Annotated in this window: 13 protein-coding genes, 1 tRNA gene and 2 pseudogenes; 6 read left to right on the top strand and 10 right to left on the bottom strand. The window is 70.4% G+C overall.

The genetic code is table 11. The annotated features are described in order from the left end of the window. Window positions 1-3: 3 nt before the first annotated feature. Window positions 4-1,668 carry an energy-dependent translational throttle protein EttA gene (ettA, locus tag ACFY9S_RS01745; protein WP_391121419.1) on the bottom strand — a complete coding sequence of 555 codons (1,665 nt, stop codon included), beginning with the start codon at window positions 1,666-1,668 and terminating at the stop codon, window positions 4-6. A 292-nt stretch (window positions 1,669-1,960) separates the two neighbouring features. Further along, entirely contained in the window at window positions 1,961-2,299 is a 339-nt protein-coding gene (locus ACFY9S_RS01740; RefSeq protein WP_391121416.1) for a GYD domain-containing protein, read from the bottom strand. A gap of 304 nt (window positions 2,300-2,603) precedes the next feature. On the opposite strand from ACFY9S_RS01740, the gene ACFY9S_RS01735 reads away from it, so the two are divergent. Together ACFY9S_RS01735 and gap are read left to right on the top strand one after the other, a co-directional pair. Beyond that, window positions 2,604-3,560 (top strand): helix-turn-helix domain-containing protein, encoded by a 957-nt coding sequence (locus tag ACFY9S_RS01735; protein WP_391121413.1) that lies wholly within the window; start codon window positions 2,604-2,606, stop codon window positions 3,558-3,560. A gap of 115 nt (window positions 3,561-3,675) precedes the next feature. Continuing rightward, the gene (gene gap, locus ACFY9S_RS01730; RefSeq protein WP_391121410.1) at window positions 3,676-4,674 is read left to right on the top strand and encodes a type I glyceraldehyde-3-phosphate dehydrogenase; all 999 of its coding nucleotides are present in this window, start codon (window positions 3,676-3,678) and stop codon (window positions 4,672-4,674) included. A 39-nt stretch (window positions 4,675-4,713) separates the two neighbouring features. On the opposite strand, the gene ACFY9S_RS01725 is transcribed toward gap, so the two are convergent. From ACFY9S_RS01725 to ACFY9S_RS01710, 4 genes are all read right to left on the bottom strand, one after another. Beyond that, a complete protein-coding gene (locus ACFY9S_RS01725) occupies window positions 4,714-6,123 on the bottom strand; it encodes a Cys-Gln thioester bond-forming surface protein (protein WP_391121407.1) in 1,410 nt (469 codons plus the stop codon). A gap of 278 nt (window positions 6,124-6,401) precedes the next feature. Further along, on the bottom strand, window positions 6,402-6,890 hold the full coding sequence (locus tag ACFY9S_RS01720) for a single-stranded DNA-binding protein (RefSeq protein WP_391121405.1): 489 nt from the start codon (window positions 6,888-6,890) through the stop codon (window positions 6,402-6,404). A gap of 303 nt (window positions 6,891-7,193) precedes the next feature. After that, complete coding sequence (locus ACFY9S_RS01715; RefSeq protein ID WP_391121402.1) at window positions 7,194-9,011, bottom strand: GTP-binding protein; 1,818 nt, start codon at window positions 9,009-9,011, stop codon at window positions 7,194-7,196. 3 nt (window positions 9,012-9,014) lie between these two features. Then, on the bottom strand, window positions 9,015-10,622 hold the full coding sequence (locus tag ACFY9S_RS01710; protein WP_391121399.1) for a dynamin family protein: 1,608 nt from the start codon (window positions 10,620-10,622) through the stop codon (window positions 9,015-9,017). Between the two features lie 320 nt (window positions 10,623-10,942). On the opposite strand from ACFY9S_RS01710, the gene ACFY9S_RS01705 reads away from it, so the two are divergent. Continuing rightward, window positions 10,943-11,018 (top strand) — tRNA-Arg (locus ACFY9S_RS01705). A gap of 202 nt (window positions 11,019-11,220) precedes the next feature. On the opposite strand, the pseudogene ACFY9S_RS01700 reads toward ACFY9S_RS01705, so the two are convergent. After that, window positions 11,221-11,472 (bottom strand): annotated as a pseudogene (locus tag ACFY9S_RS01700) (tyrosine-type recombinase/integrase); the annotation flags it as partial. 455 nt (window positions 11,473-11,927) lie between these two features. On the opposite strand from ACFY9S_RS01700, the gene ACFY9S_RS01695 reads away from it, so the two are divergent. Then, window positions 11,928-12,206 (top strand): hypothetical protein, encoded by a 279-nt coding sequence (locus tag ACFY9S_RS01695; protein ID WP_391121396.1) that lies wholly within the window; start codon window positions 11,928-11,930, stop codon window positions 12,204-12,206. Between the two features lie 107 nt (window positions 12,207-12,313). Here ACFY9S_RS01695 and ACFY9S_RS01690 read toward each other — a convergent pair whose 3' ends face one another. After that, window positions 12,314-12,589, bottom strand: coding sequence for a hypothetical protein (locus ACFY9S_RS01690; RefSeq protein WP_391121393.1), 276 nt, complete (start codon window positions 12,587-12,589; stop codon window positions 12,314-12,316). Between the two features lie 36 nt (window positions 12,590-12,625). Further along, a pseudogene (locus ACFY9S_RS01685) lies at window positions 12,626-13,640 on the bottom strand (transposase). A gap of 168 nt (window positions 13,641-13,808) precedes the next feature. Between ACFY9S_RS01685 and ACFY9S_RS01680 the strand changes: the two are divergent. Then, on the top strand, window positions 13,809-14,213 hold the full coding sequence (locus ACFY9S_RS01680) for a type II toxin-antitoxin system PemK/MazF family toxin (RefSeq protein ID WP_391121390.1): 405 nt from the start codon (window positions 13,809-13,811) through the stop codon (window positions 14,211-14,213). 95 nt (window positions 14,214-14,308) lie between these two features. Here the strand turns inward: ACFY9S_RS01680 and ACFY9S_RS01675 are convergent, their stop codons facing one another. Beyond that, complete coding sequence (locus ACFY9S_RS01675) at window positions 14,309-14,992, bottom strand: SUMF1/EgtB/PvdO family nonheme iron enzyme (protein WP_391121388.1); 684 nt, start codon at window positions 14,990-14,992, stop codon at window positions 14,309-14,311. Window positions 14,993-15,718: 726 nt separating this feature from the next. Between ACFY9S_RS01675 and ACFY9S_RS01670 the strand changes: the two genes are divergently transcribed. Continuing rightward, window positions 15,719-16,579: an ABC transporter permease gene (locus ACFY9S_RS01670; protein ID WP_391121385.1), complete on the top strand. Its 861-nt coding sequence runs from the start codon at window positions 15,719-15,721 to the stop codon at window positions 16,577-16,579. Window positions 16,580-16,605: the final 26 nt, after the last annotated feature.

Below are 16,605 nucleotides of genomic sequence, written 5' to 3'. Positions count from 1 at the left end.
CGATCAGCCCCGGGTCAGCTTCTTGTAGGTGGCGCGGTGCGGACGGGCGGCGTCCGGACCGAGCCGCTCGATCTTGTTCTTCTCGTACGACTCGAAGTTGCCCTCGAACCAGAACCACTTGGACTCGCCCTCGTAGGCGAGGATGTGCGTGGCGACCCGGTCCAGGAACCACCGGTCGTGGGAGACGACCACGGCCGCGCCGGGGAACTCCAGCAGCGCGTTCTCCAGGCTGGAGAGGGTCTCGACGTCGAGGTCGTTGGTCGGCTCGTCGAGGAGCAGCAGGTTGCCGCCCTGCTTGAGGGTGAGCGCGAGGTTCAGGCGGTTGCGCTCACCGCCGGAGAGCACCCCGGCCGCCTTCTGCTGGTCCGGCCCCTTGAACCCGAAGGCCGAGACGTAGGCGCGCGACGGCATCTCGACCTGGCCCACGTTGATGTAGTCCAGCTCGTCGGAGACGACGGCCCACAGCGACTTCTTCGGGTCGATGTTCTCGCGGCTCTGGTCGACGTAGGAGATCTTGACGGTGTCGCCGACCTTGATGGCGCCGGAGTCCGGCTCCTCGATGCCCTGGATCATCTTGAACAGGGTGGTCTTGCCGGCGCCGTTCGGGCCGATGATCCCGACGATCCCGTTGCGCGGCAGTGTGAAGCTGAGGTCGTCGATGAGCAGCTTGTCGCCGAAGCCCTTGCTGAGGTTGCTGACCTCGACGACGACGCTGCCCAGGCGCGGGCCCGGCGGGATCTGGATCTCCTCGAAGTCCAGCTTCCGCATCTTGTCGGCCTCGGCCGCCATCTCCTCGTAGCGGGCCAGACGCGCCTTGGACTTGGCCTGCCGCCCCTTGGCGTTGGACCGCACCCACTCCAGCTCTTCCTTGAGCCGCTTCTGCCGCTTGGCGTCCTTCTGGCCCTCGACCTTGAGGCGGGCGGCCTTGGTCTCCAGGTACTTGGAGTAGTTGCCCTCGTAGGGGTAGAGGCGACCGCGGTCGACCTCGCAGATCCACTGGGCGACGTTGTCGAGGAAGTACCGGTCGTGGGTGACCGCGACGACGGTGCCGGGGTACTTGGCCAGGTGCTGCTCCAGCCAGTTCACCGACTCGGCGTCGAGGTGGTTGGTGGGCTCGTCGAGCAGCAGCAGGTCGGGCTGCTCCAGCAGCAGCTTGCACAGCGCGACGCGGCGGCGCTCACCGCCGGACAGGTTGGTGACGGGCCAGTCGCCGGGCGGGCAGCCCAGGGCGTCCATGGCCTGCTCCAGCTGGGCGTCCAGGTCCCACGCGTTGGCGTGGTCCAGGTCCTCCTGGAGCTTGCCCATCTCGTTCATGAGCTCGTCGGTGTAGTCGGTCGCCATCTGCTCGGCGATCTCGTTGAACCGGTCGAGCTTGCCCTTGATCCCGGCGACACCCTCCTGGACGTTCTCCAGGACGCTCTTGTCCTCGGTCAGCGGGGGCTCCTGGAGCAGGATGGCGACCGTGTAACCGGGCGTGAGGAAGGCGTCACCGTTGGACGGCTGCTCGATGCCGGCCATGATCTTCAGGATCGTCGACTTGCCGGCGCCGTTCGGGCCGACGACGCCGATCTTCGCCCCCGGCAGGAAGCTGGTCGTCACGTCGTCGAGGATCACCTTGTCGCCGTGCGCTTTGCGCGCCTTGCGCATGGTGTAAATGAACTCAGCCAAGAGAAACCGTCCGGCAGCTTGAAACTGGCAGTGGGCAGATACACCCCATCTTGCCGTACCGCCAGGCCTGGGTGGAAACGCGTTGGGCTGGGGGGCTGTGACCTGGGGGTTCATGGTGGGCGGCTGAGAGTCGCCTGTCACTGTCGGTCGTCCGGCGTCGTTGATGCCGGCACCTTCTGACCGTGGCTCTACAGAGATCGGTCAACGACCACTGCCGGACGCGGACGGTGCTGTGGCTGCTGTACCTCGCTGCTGCTGTCGATGCCTGGTGTCTGAGCCCGGCTACTGCCGGTCATCTGGCGCGCTGCTCACCGGGAGCCCGGTACTGGACTTGCCCGGCCTTGCGCAGGGCATCCATGGTTTCGTCGATGGTCAGGAGAACGGTCGTCTCGAACGAGCTGAGTGCGCCGCCTCCGCTGATCGCCAGGGCGACCGCGGCCATGGAGACGTTGTCGGGGGCCTCCCACAGGTTGTAGCCGTCGCGGGTGCCGAACGCGTACCAGAAGCCGTGGAGCTTGCCGCCGACGGACTCGATGTACGACTGAGCGGCCTTCGCGCGGTCCTCGGGGTGGCCGATGAGTCTCGCCCAGGTCTCCGGCGTGTAGCTGAACCTCGATAGATAAAGCGGCATCATGTCTCCCTTTCGTCCCAACAGGGATTCCCCCGCGGGGTGGGATACGCCGCCGAGGCCGCGCGCGTATCCCCCGAACGGCCGGGATGTCGACCGGCATGGCCACGGCCGGTGGGCGACTCAACCGCCGAACCACGCATCGAAGCCCTCAGCTCGAGAATGAGCTGCTGCCACCACTCGACGCCGTCCCGTCGACCGGTCCCGGCGAGCGGGGGGGCGTGACGGTCACGTCCACGCTCTGAGCACCCCGAGACATCAGGGTGGGCCCAGGTGGGAGTCCCCTACTCCCTCGTACGCTGTCCCCGTGCCGTCCTCCCGTCTGCATCGCGTCGCCGTCCTCGTGCTCGTGGGTGCGAAGCCGCTCGACGTCGGCATTCCCGCGCAGGTGTTCACGACCCGCGCGAGCATGCCGTACGAGGTGCGCGTGTGCGGGGCGGCGCCCGGTCGCGTGACCGGCGGCGACGGCCTGTCGTACGACGTCGCCCACGGTCTCGACGCGCTCGCGTGGGCCGACATCGTCTTCATCCCCGGCTACCGGTTCCCGGACCGCGACGACCCGCCGCAGGCCGTCGTCGACGCGCTGATCGCGGCCCACGCCCGGGGCGCGCGGCTCGCCGCCATCTCGACGGGTGCCTTCGCGCTCGCCGCCACGGGCCTGCTCGACGGCAGACGCGCCACGACGCACTGGCACTACTCCCGGGCGCTTGCGGCGAAGCATCCGCTCGTCCGGATCGACGAGGAGGTTCTGTTCGTCGACGAGGGCAGCGTACTAACGTCGGCGGGCGCCGCCTCGGGCATCGATCTGTGCCTGCACATCCTGCGCGGCGACCTCGGAGTGGCCGCGTCGAACCACGCGGCCCGGCGCCTGGTCGCGGCCCCCTATCGCAGCGGCGGTCAAGCGCAGTACGTGCCGCGCAGCGTGCCCGAGCCGCTCGGCGAGCGGTTCGCCGCCACCCGCGAGTGGGCGCTGCACCGGCTCGGCAAGCCCCTCACCCTCGACGTGCTCGCGCGGCACGCGGCGGTCTCGCCCCGTACGTTGTCGCGGCGCTTCGTCGAGGACACGGGGTACACGCCCATGCAGTGGGTCATGCGCGCCCGTATCGACATGGCCCGTGAGCTGCTGGAGCGTTCGGAACGGGGCGTGGAGCAGATCGCCGCCGACGTCGGGCTGGGCACCGGTGCGAACCTGCGGCTGCATTTCCAGCGCATCCTCGGCACCACGCCGAGCGAGTACCGGCGCACTTTCGCCCGGGGCGAGTAGCCCGCCGCCTCATGGCGCGATCCTTTTGAACCGTGGCGATCACGCCGCTGTCCCGGGCCGATGCCTGCCGCGACGCTGGTGGCGAACCGAAGAGACCGAAGGGACCCCACCACTCATGACGCGCATCGCGATCAACGGATTCGGCCGCATCGGGCGCAATGTGCTGCGCGCACTGCTCGAACGCGACAGCGACCTCGACATCGTCGCCGTCAACGACCTCACCGAGCCCGCCACCCTCGCCCGGCTGCTCGCCTACGACACGACGGCCGGCCGCCTCGGCCGCCCGGTGACCGCCGACGGAGACACCCTCGTCGTCGACGGCCGCCGCATCAAGGTGCTCGCCGAGCGCGAACCGGCGCAGCTGCCCTGGGCCGAACTCGGCGTCGACATCGTCCTCGAAGCCACCGGCCGCTTCACCTCGGCCAAGGCCGCCCGTGCCCACCTCGACGCCGGCGCGAAGAAGGTACTCGTCAGTGCGCCGTCCGACGGCGCCGATGTCACGCTCGCGTTCGGGGTCAACACCGACGCGTACGACCCGGACGTGCACACGGTCGTCTCGAACGCCTCGTGCACGACCAACGCGCTCGCGCCGCTGGCCGCGGTGCTCGACGAGCTGGCGGGCATCGAGCACGGCTTCATGACGACGGTGCACGCCTACACGCAGGAGCAGAACCTGCAGGACGGTCCGCACCGTGACGCCCGCCGCGCCCGCGCCGCCGCCGTCAATATCGTGCCGACCACGACGGGCGCCGCGAAGGCGATCGGTCTCGTGCTGCCGAACCTCGACGGGAAGCTGTCGGGCGACTCGATCCGCGTGCCGGTTCCGGTGGGCTCGATCGTCGAACTCAACACGACCGTCGCCCGCGACGTGACGCGCGACGACGTGCTGGCTGCCTACCGCACCGCGGCGCAGGGCCCGCTCGCCGGCGTCCTGGAGTACTCGGACGACCCGCTCGTGTCCGCCGACATCACGGGCAACCCGGCCTCGTCGATCTTCGACTCGGCCCTCACCCGGGTCGACGGCCGCCACATCAAGGTCGTCGCCTGGTACGACAACGAGTGGGGCTTCTCGAACCGCGTGATCGACACCCTCGAGCTCCTCGCCGGCCGCTGACGGGGGCGAGAGCGGCCCGAGCGGCGCCGCTCGGCCGGGTCACTCCCCCGCCGTGGCCTCCCTGCGCCGCAGCACGACCAACGTCGTCCCGCCTATCAGGACCAGGCCGATGGCGAGGCCCACGATCACGGGGGTGATCTCCGAGCTGCCCGTTTCGGCGAGGTTGGTGTCCGTGGCGGTGCCGCCCACCGTCGCCGGGCTCGGTTCGCTGAGGGTCTGGGTGGTGGTGCCGGTGTCGCTGCCGCGGGTCTGGCAGTCCAGCATGCCGGTGAAGCGCTTCTCGAAGCCGCCGGGGCCGTGGATCGTGAAGTCGTAGGCCTGGTCCTCCTGGAGCGGGACCGTCACCGTGCGCGTCTCGCCCGCGGCGATGGTGTGCTCCAGACCGGCCAGCTCGAAGGTGAACGGCTCGTCGCCCTGGTTGGACGCGATGATGTCGACGCCGCCCTCGGCGCAGTTCTCCGCCGCCGACAGTGCCGGGACCGGGCCCTGCTTCGCCCAGGTCGCCCCGGCCGTCGCGGACACCGTCGACTCGCTGGAGCCGGCCAGGATCTGGGTCTGGCTGCGGTTCTCCGAGGCGAAGGCCCGGCCGACCGGCACGGTCGTCGAGGCCTGCACGGTCAAGTCCGCCGTACCGTCTGCCGCGTCCTCGGGCACGTCGAAGAACACCTGCCCGCCGTCGGACGTGGTGGTGACGGCCTTGCCCTGCTTGTCGACGACCCGCACCCCGCTCGTGGCGGCGTCCGCGGGCGGGGTGACCGTCGCGCTGCCGGCGTTGGTACGCACCGTCACCGGGCCGATCCGCTCCCCCGGCCGGCCGGCGACAGCGGGCGGCTCCAGGGTGAGCGAGGCCCGGGGCTCGGGCAGATCGCGGGCGCTCTTCTCCAGGTGGTCCGCGAGCTGCTCGGCCTGCGGGTCGAGGGCGTCGACGGCCACGTCGTCCGAGTAGCGCCAGATGGCGACCTGCGTGCCGGCCGCCGCGTCCTGCTCGGTGAACGCACCGCGCACGCCCGCCTTCCGCGCCAGCGTCGCGAGGTCGTTCACCTGCGGGTAGGAGTTCTGCAGGATCCAGCGGATCTTGCCGGCGTCCTTGTTGGCGCCCAGGGACGTGCCGCTCCAGGACGTCTCGTGGTATTTGGCGTCGCGCTGCGTGGGGTTGTGGAGGTCGACGCAGTACGTCTGCAGCATGCCGCCGCCGTCGACGGACATCTCGAACAGGCCCGCCGAGATCTCCTGGTCGCCGGTGCCGGCGTGTATCACCGCCGCGCCGTACGTCTTGAGGCCGCCTATCGTCGCTGCCGCTCCGCCCTGTCTCTGCGTCGTCTCGTCGGCGGCCGCCCGGCCTGCACCGGCCAGCCCGCCCGCGGCGACGAGCCCGGACACCACGGCGGCGGTGGCGAGGCGGGCCGCCGCTCGCCTGCGTACGAACAGCTCAGAGAACGAAGCAAACACCGAATTCCCCTTCGAGCAGGACCGTTGACGTGGGGGGACGGTCCCACCAGCAGAATCAGAGGCCTCACAGGACACAAGAGACCCGCATGTCCGGCATCCTAGGGACGCGGGGGACCCCGCCCGCCGGTCAGACGGTCGGACGAGTGATCCGACTCGGAATCGTTATCGCCAAGATCCCCGGCGGGCAGGGGTTATCGACAAATCCACCCCTGAGCGTTCGGCGCGCACCGGCCGATAGGCCGCAGTTCGGGCGGGCGGATCCGGCCTGGTGATTGACGCTACGTCAATACGGCTTGCGCAGGCCGATGTTGGATTCCAGGTTCCGCTGATGCCGCCGGACCATCCGGTGAGCCGTCCGGTGGCGTCTCCCAGTTGGGTTCCGGCTGAGTCGGCGCAGTTACTGTCTCCGCCTTGCCGGCGCGCCTGAAGGCCGAGGTGCCCCAGGCCAGATCGTGTCCGATCGACACCGCGTCGATGTCCGCCGACGTCCAGCTCTGCCCTTCGCGTACGTCGGTCCGCACCTTCAACCTGCCCTGCACGATCACCGGCTCGCCCACCGTCAGCGACGCCGCCGTGTTCGTGGCCAGCTGGCGGTTGGCCCACACCGTGAAGAAGTTGGTGTGCCCGTCCGTCCACGTGTTCTTCTCCCGGTCCCAGTAGCGCGCGGTCACCGCCAGCCTGAACCTCGCCGACGGGCCGGACGCCATCTCCCGGTACACCGGCTGCGTCGCCACCCTGCCGACCGCGCAGACCATCGTCTCGTTCATCGCGAACCCTCCCTCGCCCGAAGCGCGGCAACGCACCGGGCCGACACGCGTACGGGCCCGTCCCGTACGGCTGTGTCTGCCAGACTGCCGTCGCCGGGCAGGGCCCGCTGAGCGCTGTGGATCGCCGGGTGCCTGTGGACAACGCCGTCACTCACACGGGTGGGGCGGGGCAGGGGTGGGGCACGACCCCGCCCCCGGCCTCACCGCCAGGGCGTCATTGCCGGGGCGGGGTGGGGCGGGGTGGGGCACGACCCCTTCGGCCTCACCGCCAGGGCGTCATTGCCGGGGCGTCATCGCCAGGCGTCACCGCCCCGCCCCGATCACCCTCCCGTACTGCTCCCGGACCTCCCGGTACCGCAGCAGTTCCGCCGCCACCGGATCCAGTACCCGGGCCCTGCCGCATCCGGCCGCCGCCTCCCGCAACCGGCGTTCCGCCTCCAGGCCGTAGCGTCTGGCCGGGCCGCGGGCCGCCATCCGGCAGCTCCACTCGATGAGCGGTCCGCCGACGATGCCGATCACCATCAGCAGCACCGGGACTCCCAGGTTCGGCGCCACGACCCCGATGATCTGGCCCAGCAGCCACAGCCCGCCCAGGAACTGCAGGATCGTCATGCCCGCCTGGGTGAGGACGGCCACCGGCCACCACCCCGGGCGCGGTGGCCGCCCCGAGGGCACGCCCGCACGCGCGGTCAGCTCGTCCAGCGCCTCGGGCAGCCCCTGTGAGCCGCGGACGGCCGCCTCGCGCACCGCCTGCGCCCAGGGCGCAGGCAGCCCGGCCGACGCCCGGTCGGCCACGGTCCGTACCGCCTGCTCGACCCGCTGACGTGCGGTCGCCTCCTCATCGGCCTGCGTGCGCGAGGGGAGGCGGCCCGTGGTGGGTTCCCCGCGGTCCTGGTACCAGCGCCACAGCCGCAGCCAGGGCGTACCGCAGGCGCGGTTGGCGTTGCGCAGCCACGCGCGCTCGGCCGCTTCGCCCGCCGCCGTGGCGCCCACCGCGTCCGCGAGCCGGTCGGAGAATTCCTCCCGGGCCTGTTCGCTGAGCCCGGTCCGCCGCTGGGTGGCGTAGACGGGCCACAGCCGCGCCGCGGCGATGTCCACGTCGGCCGAGATCCGGCGGTTCGGCGCCCCGCGCTCCGAAACGAACTGGCCCAGTGCCTCGCGCAGTTCCCCGAGTCCGTCCCCCGTGAGCGCGGACAGCGCGAGCACGGTCGTGCCCGGTTCGCCGTACTCCCCGAGAGCGATGCCGTCCTCGTCGAGGAGGCGCCGCAGATCGTCGAGAACCTGCTCGGCGGCTTCTCCGGGCAGCCGGTCGATCTGGTTGAGGACGACGAACATGACCTCGGCGTGGGCCGCCATAGGCCGCAGATAGCGCTCGTGGAGGACGGCGTCGGCGTACTTCTCCGGGTCGACGACCCAGATGACCGCGTCGACGAGCGCCAGGATGCGGTCCACGTGCCGGCGGTGCTGTACGGCCGCGGAATCGTGGTCGGGCAGGTCGATCAGGACGAGTCCGCGCAGTGGCGACTCGCCGTCCCCGGTCGGCAACGGCCGGCGGCGCAGCCGGGGCGGGATCCCGAGCCGTTCGATGAGGCCGGCCGCTCCGTCGCTCCAACTGCACGCGATGGGCGCGGCGGTGGTGGGACGGCGTACGCCCGTCTCCGAGATGGTCACCCCGGCGAGCGCGTTGAACAGTTGCGACTTGCCGCTGCCCGTGGCGCCCGCGATGGCGACGACCGTGTGCTGTCCGGAGAGCCTGCGCCGCGCGGACGCCTCGTCGAGTACCCGGCCGGCCCCCGAGAGCGTCCTGCTGTCGAGCCGCGTGCGGGAGAGCCCCACGAGTTCGCGCAGGGCCTCCAGCCGCGAGCGCAGCGACTCCTCGTACACCAGCGGGGTCACCGTCGGCGGGACGGCGGAGCGGTTGTCCGTCATGGGGAACCTGTCTCCTTCGGCTGTCTCGGCGACCCGGCGCGCGATGAGTCCGTCGTCCCAGGTCTCGGTGGAGTCGGTACGTGTCGCGCGCTCGCCGTCCGGGGCACTCCGGTCGGCGGCGCCGCCCCGCTTGTGGGCGTCCTCCGGCCGATCGGTGTGCTCGGTGGGGTCCTGGTCAGTGACGGCGGTCACCGGTCACCTCTCCTTCTGCAGTACGGACAGCGCGGCGATGAGCTCGGCCTGGGGCTCGGGGTGGACGTCGAGCGCGTCGAGCGGGGCGAGCCGGCGCTCGCGTTCGGCGTGCATGACCCGGTCCACGTGCTCGGTGAGCAGCCGCCCGGCCCGGTCGCGCAGCCGCAGCGCGCCATGGGCGCCGATCCGCTCGGCGAGGCCCTCCCCGGCCATCCGGCCCCGACGGCCGCCCAGCAGGGAGGTGGCGACCAGGGCGGCGACCAGCTCGGGGTCGGGCGCGAGGTTACGGTCGAGTTCGCTCACCTCGTCCTCGGCGTGCTCCTCGAGCTCGCGCCGCCACCGCCGCACGGCGAGCCCGATGCGGTGCTCGGCGTTGTCCGCGCCGGAGTCACGTGCGGCGAGTTCCGGGGCTGTGGAGGCCGGTTCGCGCCGCCAGGCGTCGTCGACGCGCTCGTCGGCGGCGGTGACGGCACACACCAGCAGCGCGCTGAGGCTCTCCACGAGCGCGTCGAGGAGTTCGGCGGCGGTGCAGTCCAGGGGGAAGGCACGCCAGCGCTTGAGCGCGTCCCCGGCGAGGACCGCCCCGCCCTGCAGCCGGCCCCGCACGCGCGTGTGCTCGCTGTCGTACGCCCCTTCGACGGCGGAGGTGAGCCGCAGTGCGGCGGCGTACTGAGCGGCGGCGGCCCCGGCCAGCTCGGGCATCCGGGACTTGAGGGAGTCGAGGACGCCGTACGCCGTACGAGCGAGGACGTGCTGGCGGGCCGCGGGGTCCTGGGCCTGGTGCACCAGCCAGGTGCGCAGCTGGGCGACGGCGGAGGCCGGCAGGAGCCCGCCGCCCCAGGCGGACTCCGGCAGTTCCGGCACGGTGAAGCGCGGCACCTCGCCGAGCCCGGCCTTGGTGAGCAGGGCCCCGTACTGTCGCGACACCTCGTTCACCACCTGGTGAGGCACCCGGTCGAGCACGGTCACGAGGGTGACGTCGTACTCCTTGGCGGTGCGCAGCATGTGCCAGGGGACGGCGTCGGCGTAGCGGGCGGCCGTGGTGACCATGACCCAGATGTCGGCGGCGCAGATGAGTTCGGCGGCCAGGACGCGGTTGTCGGCGACCAGGGAGTCGATATCGGGCGCGTCGAGGAGGGCGAGGCCGGGCGGGAGGGTCTCGGCGGTCTCGACGCGCAGTACGCGCGCGGGGTTCTCGCCGGGGAGCAGCAGGTCGTCGGTGGAGTCCTGTTGGGGCACCCACACGCGCGTGAGGTCGGGCAGCACCCTCATCCCGCTGAACCAGTGGTGGTCCTCCGGATGGCAGACCAGCACGGGGGTGCGTGTCGTCGGCCGCAGCACGCCCGCCTCGCTGACCCGCCGTCCCACGAGGGAGTTCACGAGCGTCGATTTCCCGGCTCCGGTCGACCCGCCCACGACGGCCAGAAGCGGCGCTTCGGGGTCCCGCAACCGGGGCACCAAGTAGTCGTCGAGCTGCGCGAGGAGTTCGTCGCGGTTGGCACGCGCGCGTGGGGCCCCCGCCAGGGGCAGCGGGAAGCGTGCGGCGGCGACACGGTCGCGCAGGGCGGAAAGTGCGTCGAGCAGCTGAGGCCGTACGTCCAAGGTCACCACATGTGAAGAATGCCCAATTTTAGGGGAATTCTGAAGCATATGAGCATGTCTGCGCGCCGACGGAACACAAGGGACGGAAGGGACGACTGGGACACGGGCACACTCCAGGCATAACGAGTGCACAACACCCGATGCCTCTGACGCCAAAAGCGGTGCACGATTCGTACCTGCCTGCGATTATCAGGACCGCTTCACCGAACCTCCACATCGAGCCACGGAGGCGAAGCAACAGGGACAAGGTCGCGGGAGCCCTATCCTTGTCCCCGGCAACGTCACGGACCGGCCCACACCCGGGCCCCAAGACAGAGGCCACCACACCGGCCCCCGTAGCTCAGTGGATAGAGCAGGCGCCTTCTAAGCGCTTGGCCGCAGGTTCGAGTCCTGCCGGGGGCGCCACACCTCCTAGCAGCGCAAAAACGCCCCAGAGGGGATCTCCCCTCCAGGGCGTTTCGTGTCTCTGACGGCAACGCTGACGGCAACGCCCCCCTCGCCCGCCGGACAGCAGGTCTCCCAGCTTGTCCAGAGCGGCCCGCTTCTCCGTCATGTCGGCGTGCGAGTAGATGTTCATGGTCACGTCCAGGGCACTGTGCCCGACGATGTCGCGGACGATGTGCGGCAGGATGCGGAGGCCGACCAACAGAGTCACGCAGGTGTGGCGGAGGTCATGAAAGCGGACGTCCAGGCCGAGCCGCTCGCGGATCGGGTAGAAGTGCCGGTTCAGGTTCCGGGGCTCGATCGGGGTCCCTCGCCGGGTGGTGAAGACCAGGCCGGTTTCCTGCCACTGCTCCCCCGCGGCTTCGCGCTCTTCCGCCTGGCGCTCAAAGTGCCGGCGGAGTGCGTCGACATACACGGCCGGGAGCGGTACGGGTCGCTCCGAACGACGCGTCTGGGCGCGGTGAGCGTCAGCTCTTCGTTGACCCGCTGGAGGCGGTACGGATCCAGCGATCCCCCGTCCAGGTCAACGTCCGACCAGTGGAGCCCGAGCAGTTCGCGTGCAGCCAGCGGTTCCCTAGGGGAGGCAACAGCGACTCGGCCAGCTGGGCCGCTCATTGAGGCGTGTCTGGAGCTGAGGGCATAGATCGCACGGTAGCCCAGTGGGCACACAGCCGACAGCCCCGGAACGGGACCATGATCACTCGCCCTATGGCAGCTCCTGCCCGCGGCCGCTCCGTCAGTTGGTTGGGCGCTCTTGCGTGACGGCAGACTCTTCACCCCCCACCCACCCGTCGCTCAAGCCGTTTGAACAGGCCGCGCGCCCCGCCTGCCTGGCGATAGCCTGCGGGCCAAGCCAGGAAGGTGGATCCAGTGGGCTTCGACGCAGAACGAGCAGCACGCATCGCTGCCATGCAGGTAAGCGCCCGGCCCGTCTGGGAGGCCACCGGCGACACGGACGCACTCCAACAGTTCCTCAAGGACAACGGGTGCCACGGAGTGGAAGCCGTATTCGTGACCATGGGCCTGCTGAACTGCGATCTTGCTGAAGCCCAACGAGCCTTCTTCACCGCCCCATGCCGGGACGCCGAGCGCCGCTTCCACAACCACGCCATAGACCTGCTCGAAGAGGCCGCCGACACCGACGTCTGACACCACCAGTGGCCCATCAGAGGCACTTGAAGTCTGCCATTAAGACTCCGCCGACCTCATACCGTCGAATTCCCCCCTGTGCGACGCAGGTCAAAACCTGGCGCCGACTAGATATGCATGTCGTACCGCGTCGTCAGCAGCGCGAGCACGGCCACCAGGAGCACCGTGCACAGGAATCCGACAATCCAGACCATCGCGAGCCGGTCAGGCTTCATCTTGATGTCGGGGTTCTGCTGCTGGGCAACGTAGGCCCTGAGTATCCGTGCGCGGACCGGGAAGAGAGCGATCGGGATGGACGCGAACGCCACGCTGTACAGGAACAGGATCTCTGGTGCCGGTTCGGGCCGGAGCAGGTTCGTCGCCAGGAGGGCGGTGGCGAACACGGGAGTCAGTACTCGACGAGCCGTAGATCGTGATCTTCATGCCTGAGTGGCTTGTCGACGGTAGTGGCCGGCCTGGGATCGGGCCTGGTGGCGGCGCCGCCAGTCGGACCAACCGAGCCGGTGGGCGGCATCGTGGACGGGTCGGACAACGAGTGTGCAGGCGCTGGATCTCGTTGCAGGTGAGCGGAATGAGGGCATCGGGTGCGGGGCGGGCGGGCTCGTCTGCGCGTACGACGGCGAGGAAGGCGTGCGCGAGCATGGCGAGGGTGACCCAGCGGGACCAGGAGGCGTAGCGGCGGACCTGTTGCTCGTCGAGTGCGGCCAGGCCCTTGCCCGACTGGGAGAACTTCTCCACCCGCCATCTTGATCCAGCGACTGTGACCAGCACGGTCAGCGGCACGGGTGTGGGCTCGTAGCTGCGCTAGTAGGCGAGTTCGCCGGTGCTGCGGTTACGGCGGATGAGCAGCTGACGACTCCCGGGTCGGGGGGCCCGGCGAGGTCGATGGCCCAGTCGTAGAAACGGTGGCCCTTGGCCCCGGCCCCTGCGGAGAGCTTCTGCCAGGTCCACCCGGGCACCTTCTTGGCCAGGGTGTCCGCACGGAACCTCCCCGCCCGGTGGTGACTTCGTGCGAGCAGGCCACCGCGAGGACGTAGCCGGTGCCGCGTTCCTCCAGTGCGGTTCGCAGCCCGCGTGCCCGCGTAGACCAGGTATGCGACCTGGGCATTTTCGATCCTGCCCGCGGTACCGGTGTACTGGCGCTGGACGCCGACCGTGTTGGTGCCCTTCTTCACGTCCCCGGTCTCGTCGACCACCAGTACCGCCTGGTCGTCGTGCAGGTGGTCCACCACGTAGTCACGCACATCGCCGCGGACCCGGTCGGCTCGCACTTGGCCCGCCCCAGCAGATGCTGCATGCCGTCCGGGGTCCTCTCCCCGGCCCATTCGGCGATGGTCCAGCAGTTCTTGCGCGGCAGGTCCGACAACAGTCCAAGCACCAACTTCGGCCCCGGAAGCGGGGTTCGACCGTGTGAAGTCCCGCTATCCGGCTCATCAGGCCCTCGAACGCCTCCTGCCAGCGGGCAGGGTCTACGCTGTGACCTGCGGCCACCGCGTGATCGTTTGTCTTCGAACACCGATGATCAACGGGTGGCCGCACCCGTCTCCACAGCGCGTCGGGGTCGCGCAGCGTCCGCCCGCCGTTCCTGTGTCAGGAGGACATGTGCAACGCGGCGAAGTCTGGTGGGTGGAGTTCGACGAGCGGCGGCCGGTCGTGCTGCTGTCGGGAGACGACGCGTCCGGGATCCGGGTGATGCAGGTCGTCGCTCCGGCGGGTGTCGACATCACCGGTCTGGGCGTCGAAGTGGCAGTGGGCGCCGTGGAAGGACTGCCCTTTGAAGGCGTGCTTCGGTTCGCGTTCCCACGTCCGGGGTTTACCCCTTGCACGTGGCTGACCACCGTGTCCCGGGACGACCTGATCGAGCGGGCGGGCGCCCTGTCCTCCGCGAAATTCAGCGAGATTGAGAACGCCCTCCGTCTCGGTGAGCAGGCGAAGGAGTGGACCCCGGCGACGGCCGTGAAGCTAAGCGAGATAAGGAACGCCCTCCGTCTCGGTGGACTCGGGTAGGCGGAGAAGGAAAGGGACGCCCGCGACGGCGTGGTCGGTCTCGTCCCGATGATCGACGCCGCCAGCCGCCTCCTCGGCGCCCCTCACGATCGAGATCACGAACTACGGCTGGAGTACTGGCTGCTTGGCACAGGTGCAACCGGACGGACCGCGGTGAAGTCTTGGAACTCGTCGCGGGTGGCGGAGAGCAGCAGCAGCCACTCGTCGCAGCCCTGCCACGGATAGAGGTCGCCGGCCCCTCCGCGCACCACCTGCGGTCCGTCCCCGGTGCGGGGGCGTGCGTCCGCGGGCGCGTCCTCGAAATGCGGGATCCACACGTCAGAGCAGATTTCATTTGCCGACCCCATCGCCGCCACACCGAAGGCATTCTCAGCAGCGGCAGTGCGCTCCTCGTCGGCGAAGACGTCGAGCACCTGGTCCTCGTCCGGTCTCCCGTTCCCTCGGAAGGTCAGAGTGGTCGTGCCCGCCCGGGCCGCATATTCCCACTCCGCCTCGCTGGGCAGCCGGAAGGGCAACGTCGCAAGCAGGTCATCCAAGTCGTCCTCGAACCGGGCCGTGCTCGAGGCTGAGTCGGCGAAGCTGTCCTCGTACTCAGGCAGCCAGTGCCGTGCTTGCGCCACGGTGAGGGGATGCCGAGCGATCAGGAATGGCTCGACCCGCACTTCTCGCACCGGCCGGGCCCCGACAGCATCAGCGAAGAACGCTTTGAGATCGTCATCGGCATCGTCGGCCCGCTCGATGGCACGAACGGCCTCCAGTTCCTCGTCGGACAATCCCATCCGGAACGTCCCACCGGGAATGGCCCGGAAGACCACTCCGGAGGGGGTGTGCCGCCAAGCTGGTCGGCCGGCCACGGTCTCTGAAACCCACATGGTCCCGGACGCTAGCAGCCTGGCATCCCGGTGAAGGAGGGGCTTTCGATCCCCTCGCACCGCCATAGGGCAACGGCCAGAAGACTTCCGACACCACGAAGCCGGACGGGGCGTACACCAGCACTTCCGTCCGGCCGCTGCACCAGCCGATGACGGTTCCCGGCGGACTCGGATCGAAGTCCTGAAGCGGTGGTCACCGAGTTCAGCCCCATGGTGAGTGGGCCAAGGGCACGTCAGATGAGGCAGGGAACCCTGGGTCGTCGTCGCGGCTCCTGCCGCACTACACACAGCTGTCGCCCAGTTCCCCTTACGGTGCCCAGGCGCGACCGGCCTGCGCCCGCGGCTGGTCGCTACGCGCCGGCCTGCGCAGCCGAACCCTCTGACGCACTCGAAACGACCGGTCCGTTCACGCGGCTGCCATGTCGCCCGTCCTCTCCTCTTGGTAGCCCGGGCTGCGAAGCAACCGAGGCCCGAGGAAACCCTGTTGGCGCAGTTCTTCCGTACGTGTCTCGATAGGCTTTCAGCCCGCTCCGCAGGGAATTCCGCCCGCTTCGAAAGGCACCCGTGTTACGACTCGCATGGCGGACTCTGTCGGGCCGCGGAGCCGGCTGGGCGGCCGGTTTGGTGGCGCTCGTGCTCGCGCTCGTCTTGACGACGGCGTGTGCCGTTCTGCTGGAGTCGAGCGCCCGTGCCGGCTCTCCCGCCGAGCGCTACGCGGGTGCGGACGTGGTCGTCGGCGGGCAGCCGTTCGTGCCGCGGGCCGGGGAACTGCGTACGGCGCTGGAGGGGCTGCCGTCCGTCGAGCGGGCCGTGCCCGAGCTGTCGTTCCCCACCACGGCGGTGGACGCGTCGGGCGGGACCGTCGAGCCGCCCTGGGGCGGGCCGTCCCTGGGGCACTCCTGGCAGAGCGCCGTACTCGGGCCGTTCGCTCTGCGGGCGGGCCGCGCCCCCGCGGGCGACGGCGAGGTCGTCCTGGACAGCGGCCTGGCCGGACGCCTGACCGCCCGGCTGGGCGGCACCGTACGGCTGACCGGCCCGGACGGGCTGCGCTCCTACCGGGTCTCCGGCATCGCCGAACCGCCCCGCGAGCCGGCGCGCCAGTACGCCGTGTTCCACTCGCCGCGGGAGGCCCAGCGGCTCGCCACCTCGGCGCAACCGGTGCGGGCGATCGGGGTTCTGGCGAAGGGCGCGGCGGACCCGGGGGCGCTCCGGCGGCAGGTGGAGAAGGCCGTCGGCGACCTGTACGGGGAGGATTCCGGGACCGTGGTGGTCGCCTTTGGATCCGGGCGGGCGGACGCGGAGTTCTGGGACGTGCCGTCGCCCGCGTCGGTGCTCTCCTCGCTCGTCGGGACGTTCGGGGCGCTGTCGCTGTTCGTGGCGGGGTTCGTCGTCTCCGGCACGCTGACGCTCGCGGTCGCCGGGCGGCTGACCGAGATCGGTCTGCTGCGGGCGGTCGCGGCCACGCCCGGGGGGCTGTCGAGGGCCGTCTCCTGACCACGGCCCCCGGCGGGCACTTCCGC

Origin of the sequence: Streptomyces sp. NPDC012474, assembly GCF_042955185.1 — a bacterium.
In the GTDB taxonomy this organism is placed as follows: domain Bacteria; phylum Actinomycetota; class Actinomycetes; order Streptomycetales; family Streptomycetaceae; genus Streptomyces; species Streptomyces cahuitamycinicus.
The sequence above is the reverse complement of the archived record's forward strand: the minus strand, read 5'-3'. Positions and strand labels throughout refer to the sequence as shown.

What these genes read in the sequence shown, in the direction of transcription:
- ACFY9S_RS01740 (WP_391121416.1), bottom strand. Translation starts at nt 2,299, where the DNA reads ATGCCGCTTTATCTATCGAGGTTCAGCTACACGCCGGAGACCTGGGCG.
- gap (WP_391121410.1), top strand. Translation starts at nt 3,676, where the DNA reads ATGACGCGCATCGCGATCAACGGATTCGGCCGCATCGGGCGCAATGTG.
- ACFY9S_RS01720 (WP_391121405.1), bottom strand. Translation starts at nt 6,890, where the DNA reads ATGAACGAGACGATGGTCTGCGCGGTCGGCAGGGTGGCGACGCAGCCG.
- ACFY9S_RS01675 (WP_391121388.1), bottom strand. Translation starts at nt 14,992, where the DNA reads ATGGGATTGTCCGACGAGGAACTGGAGGCCGTTCGTGCCATCGAGCGG.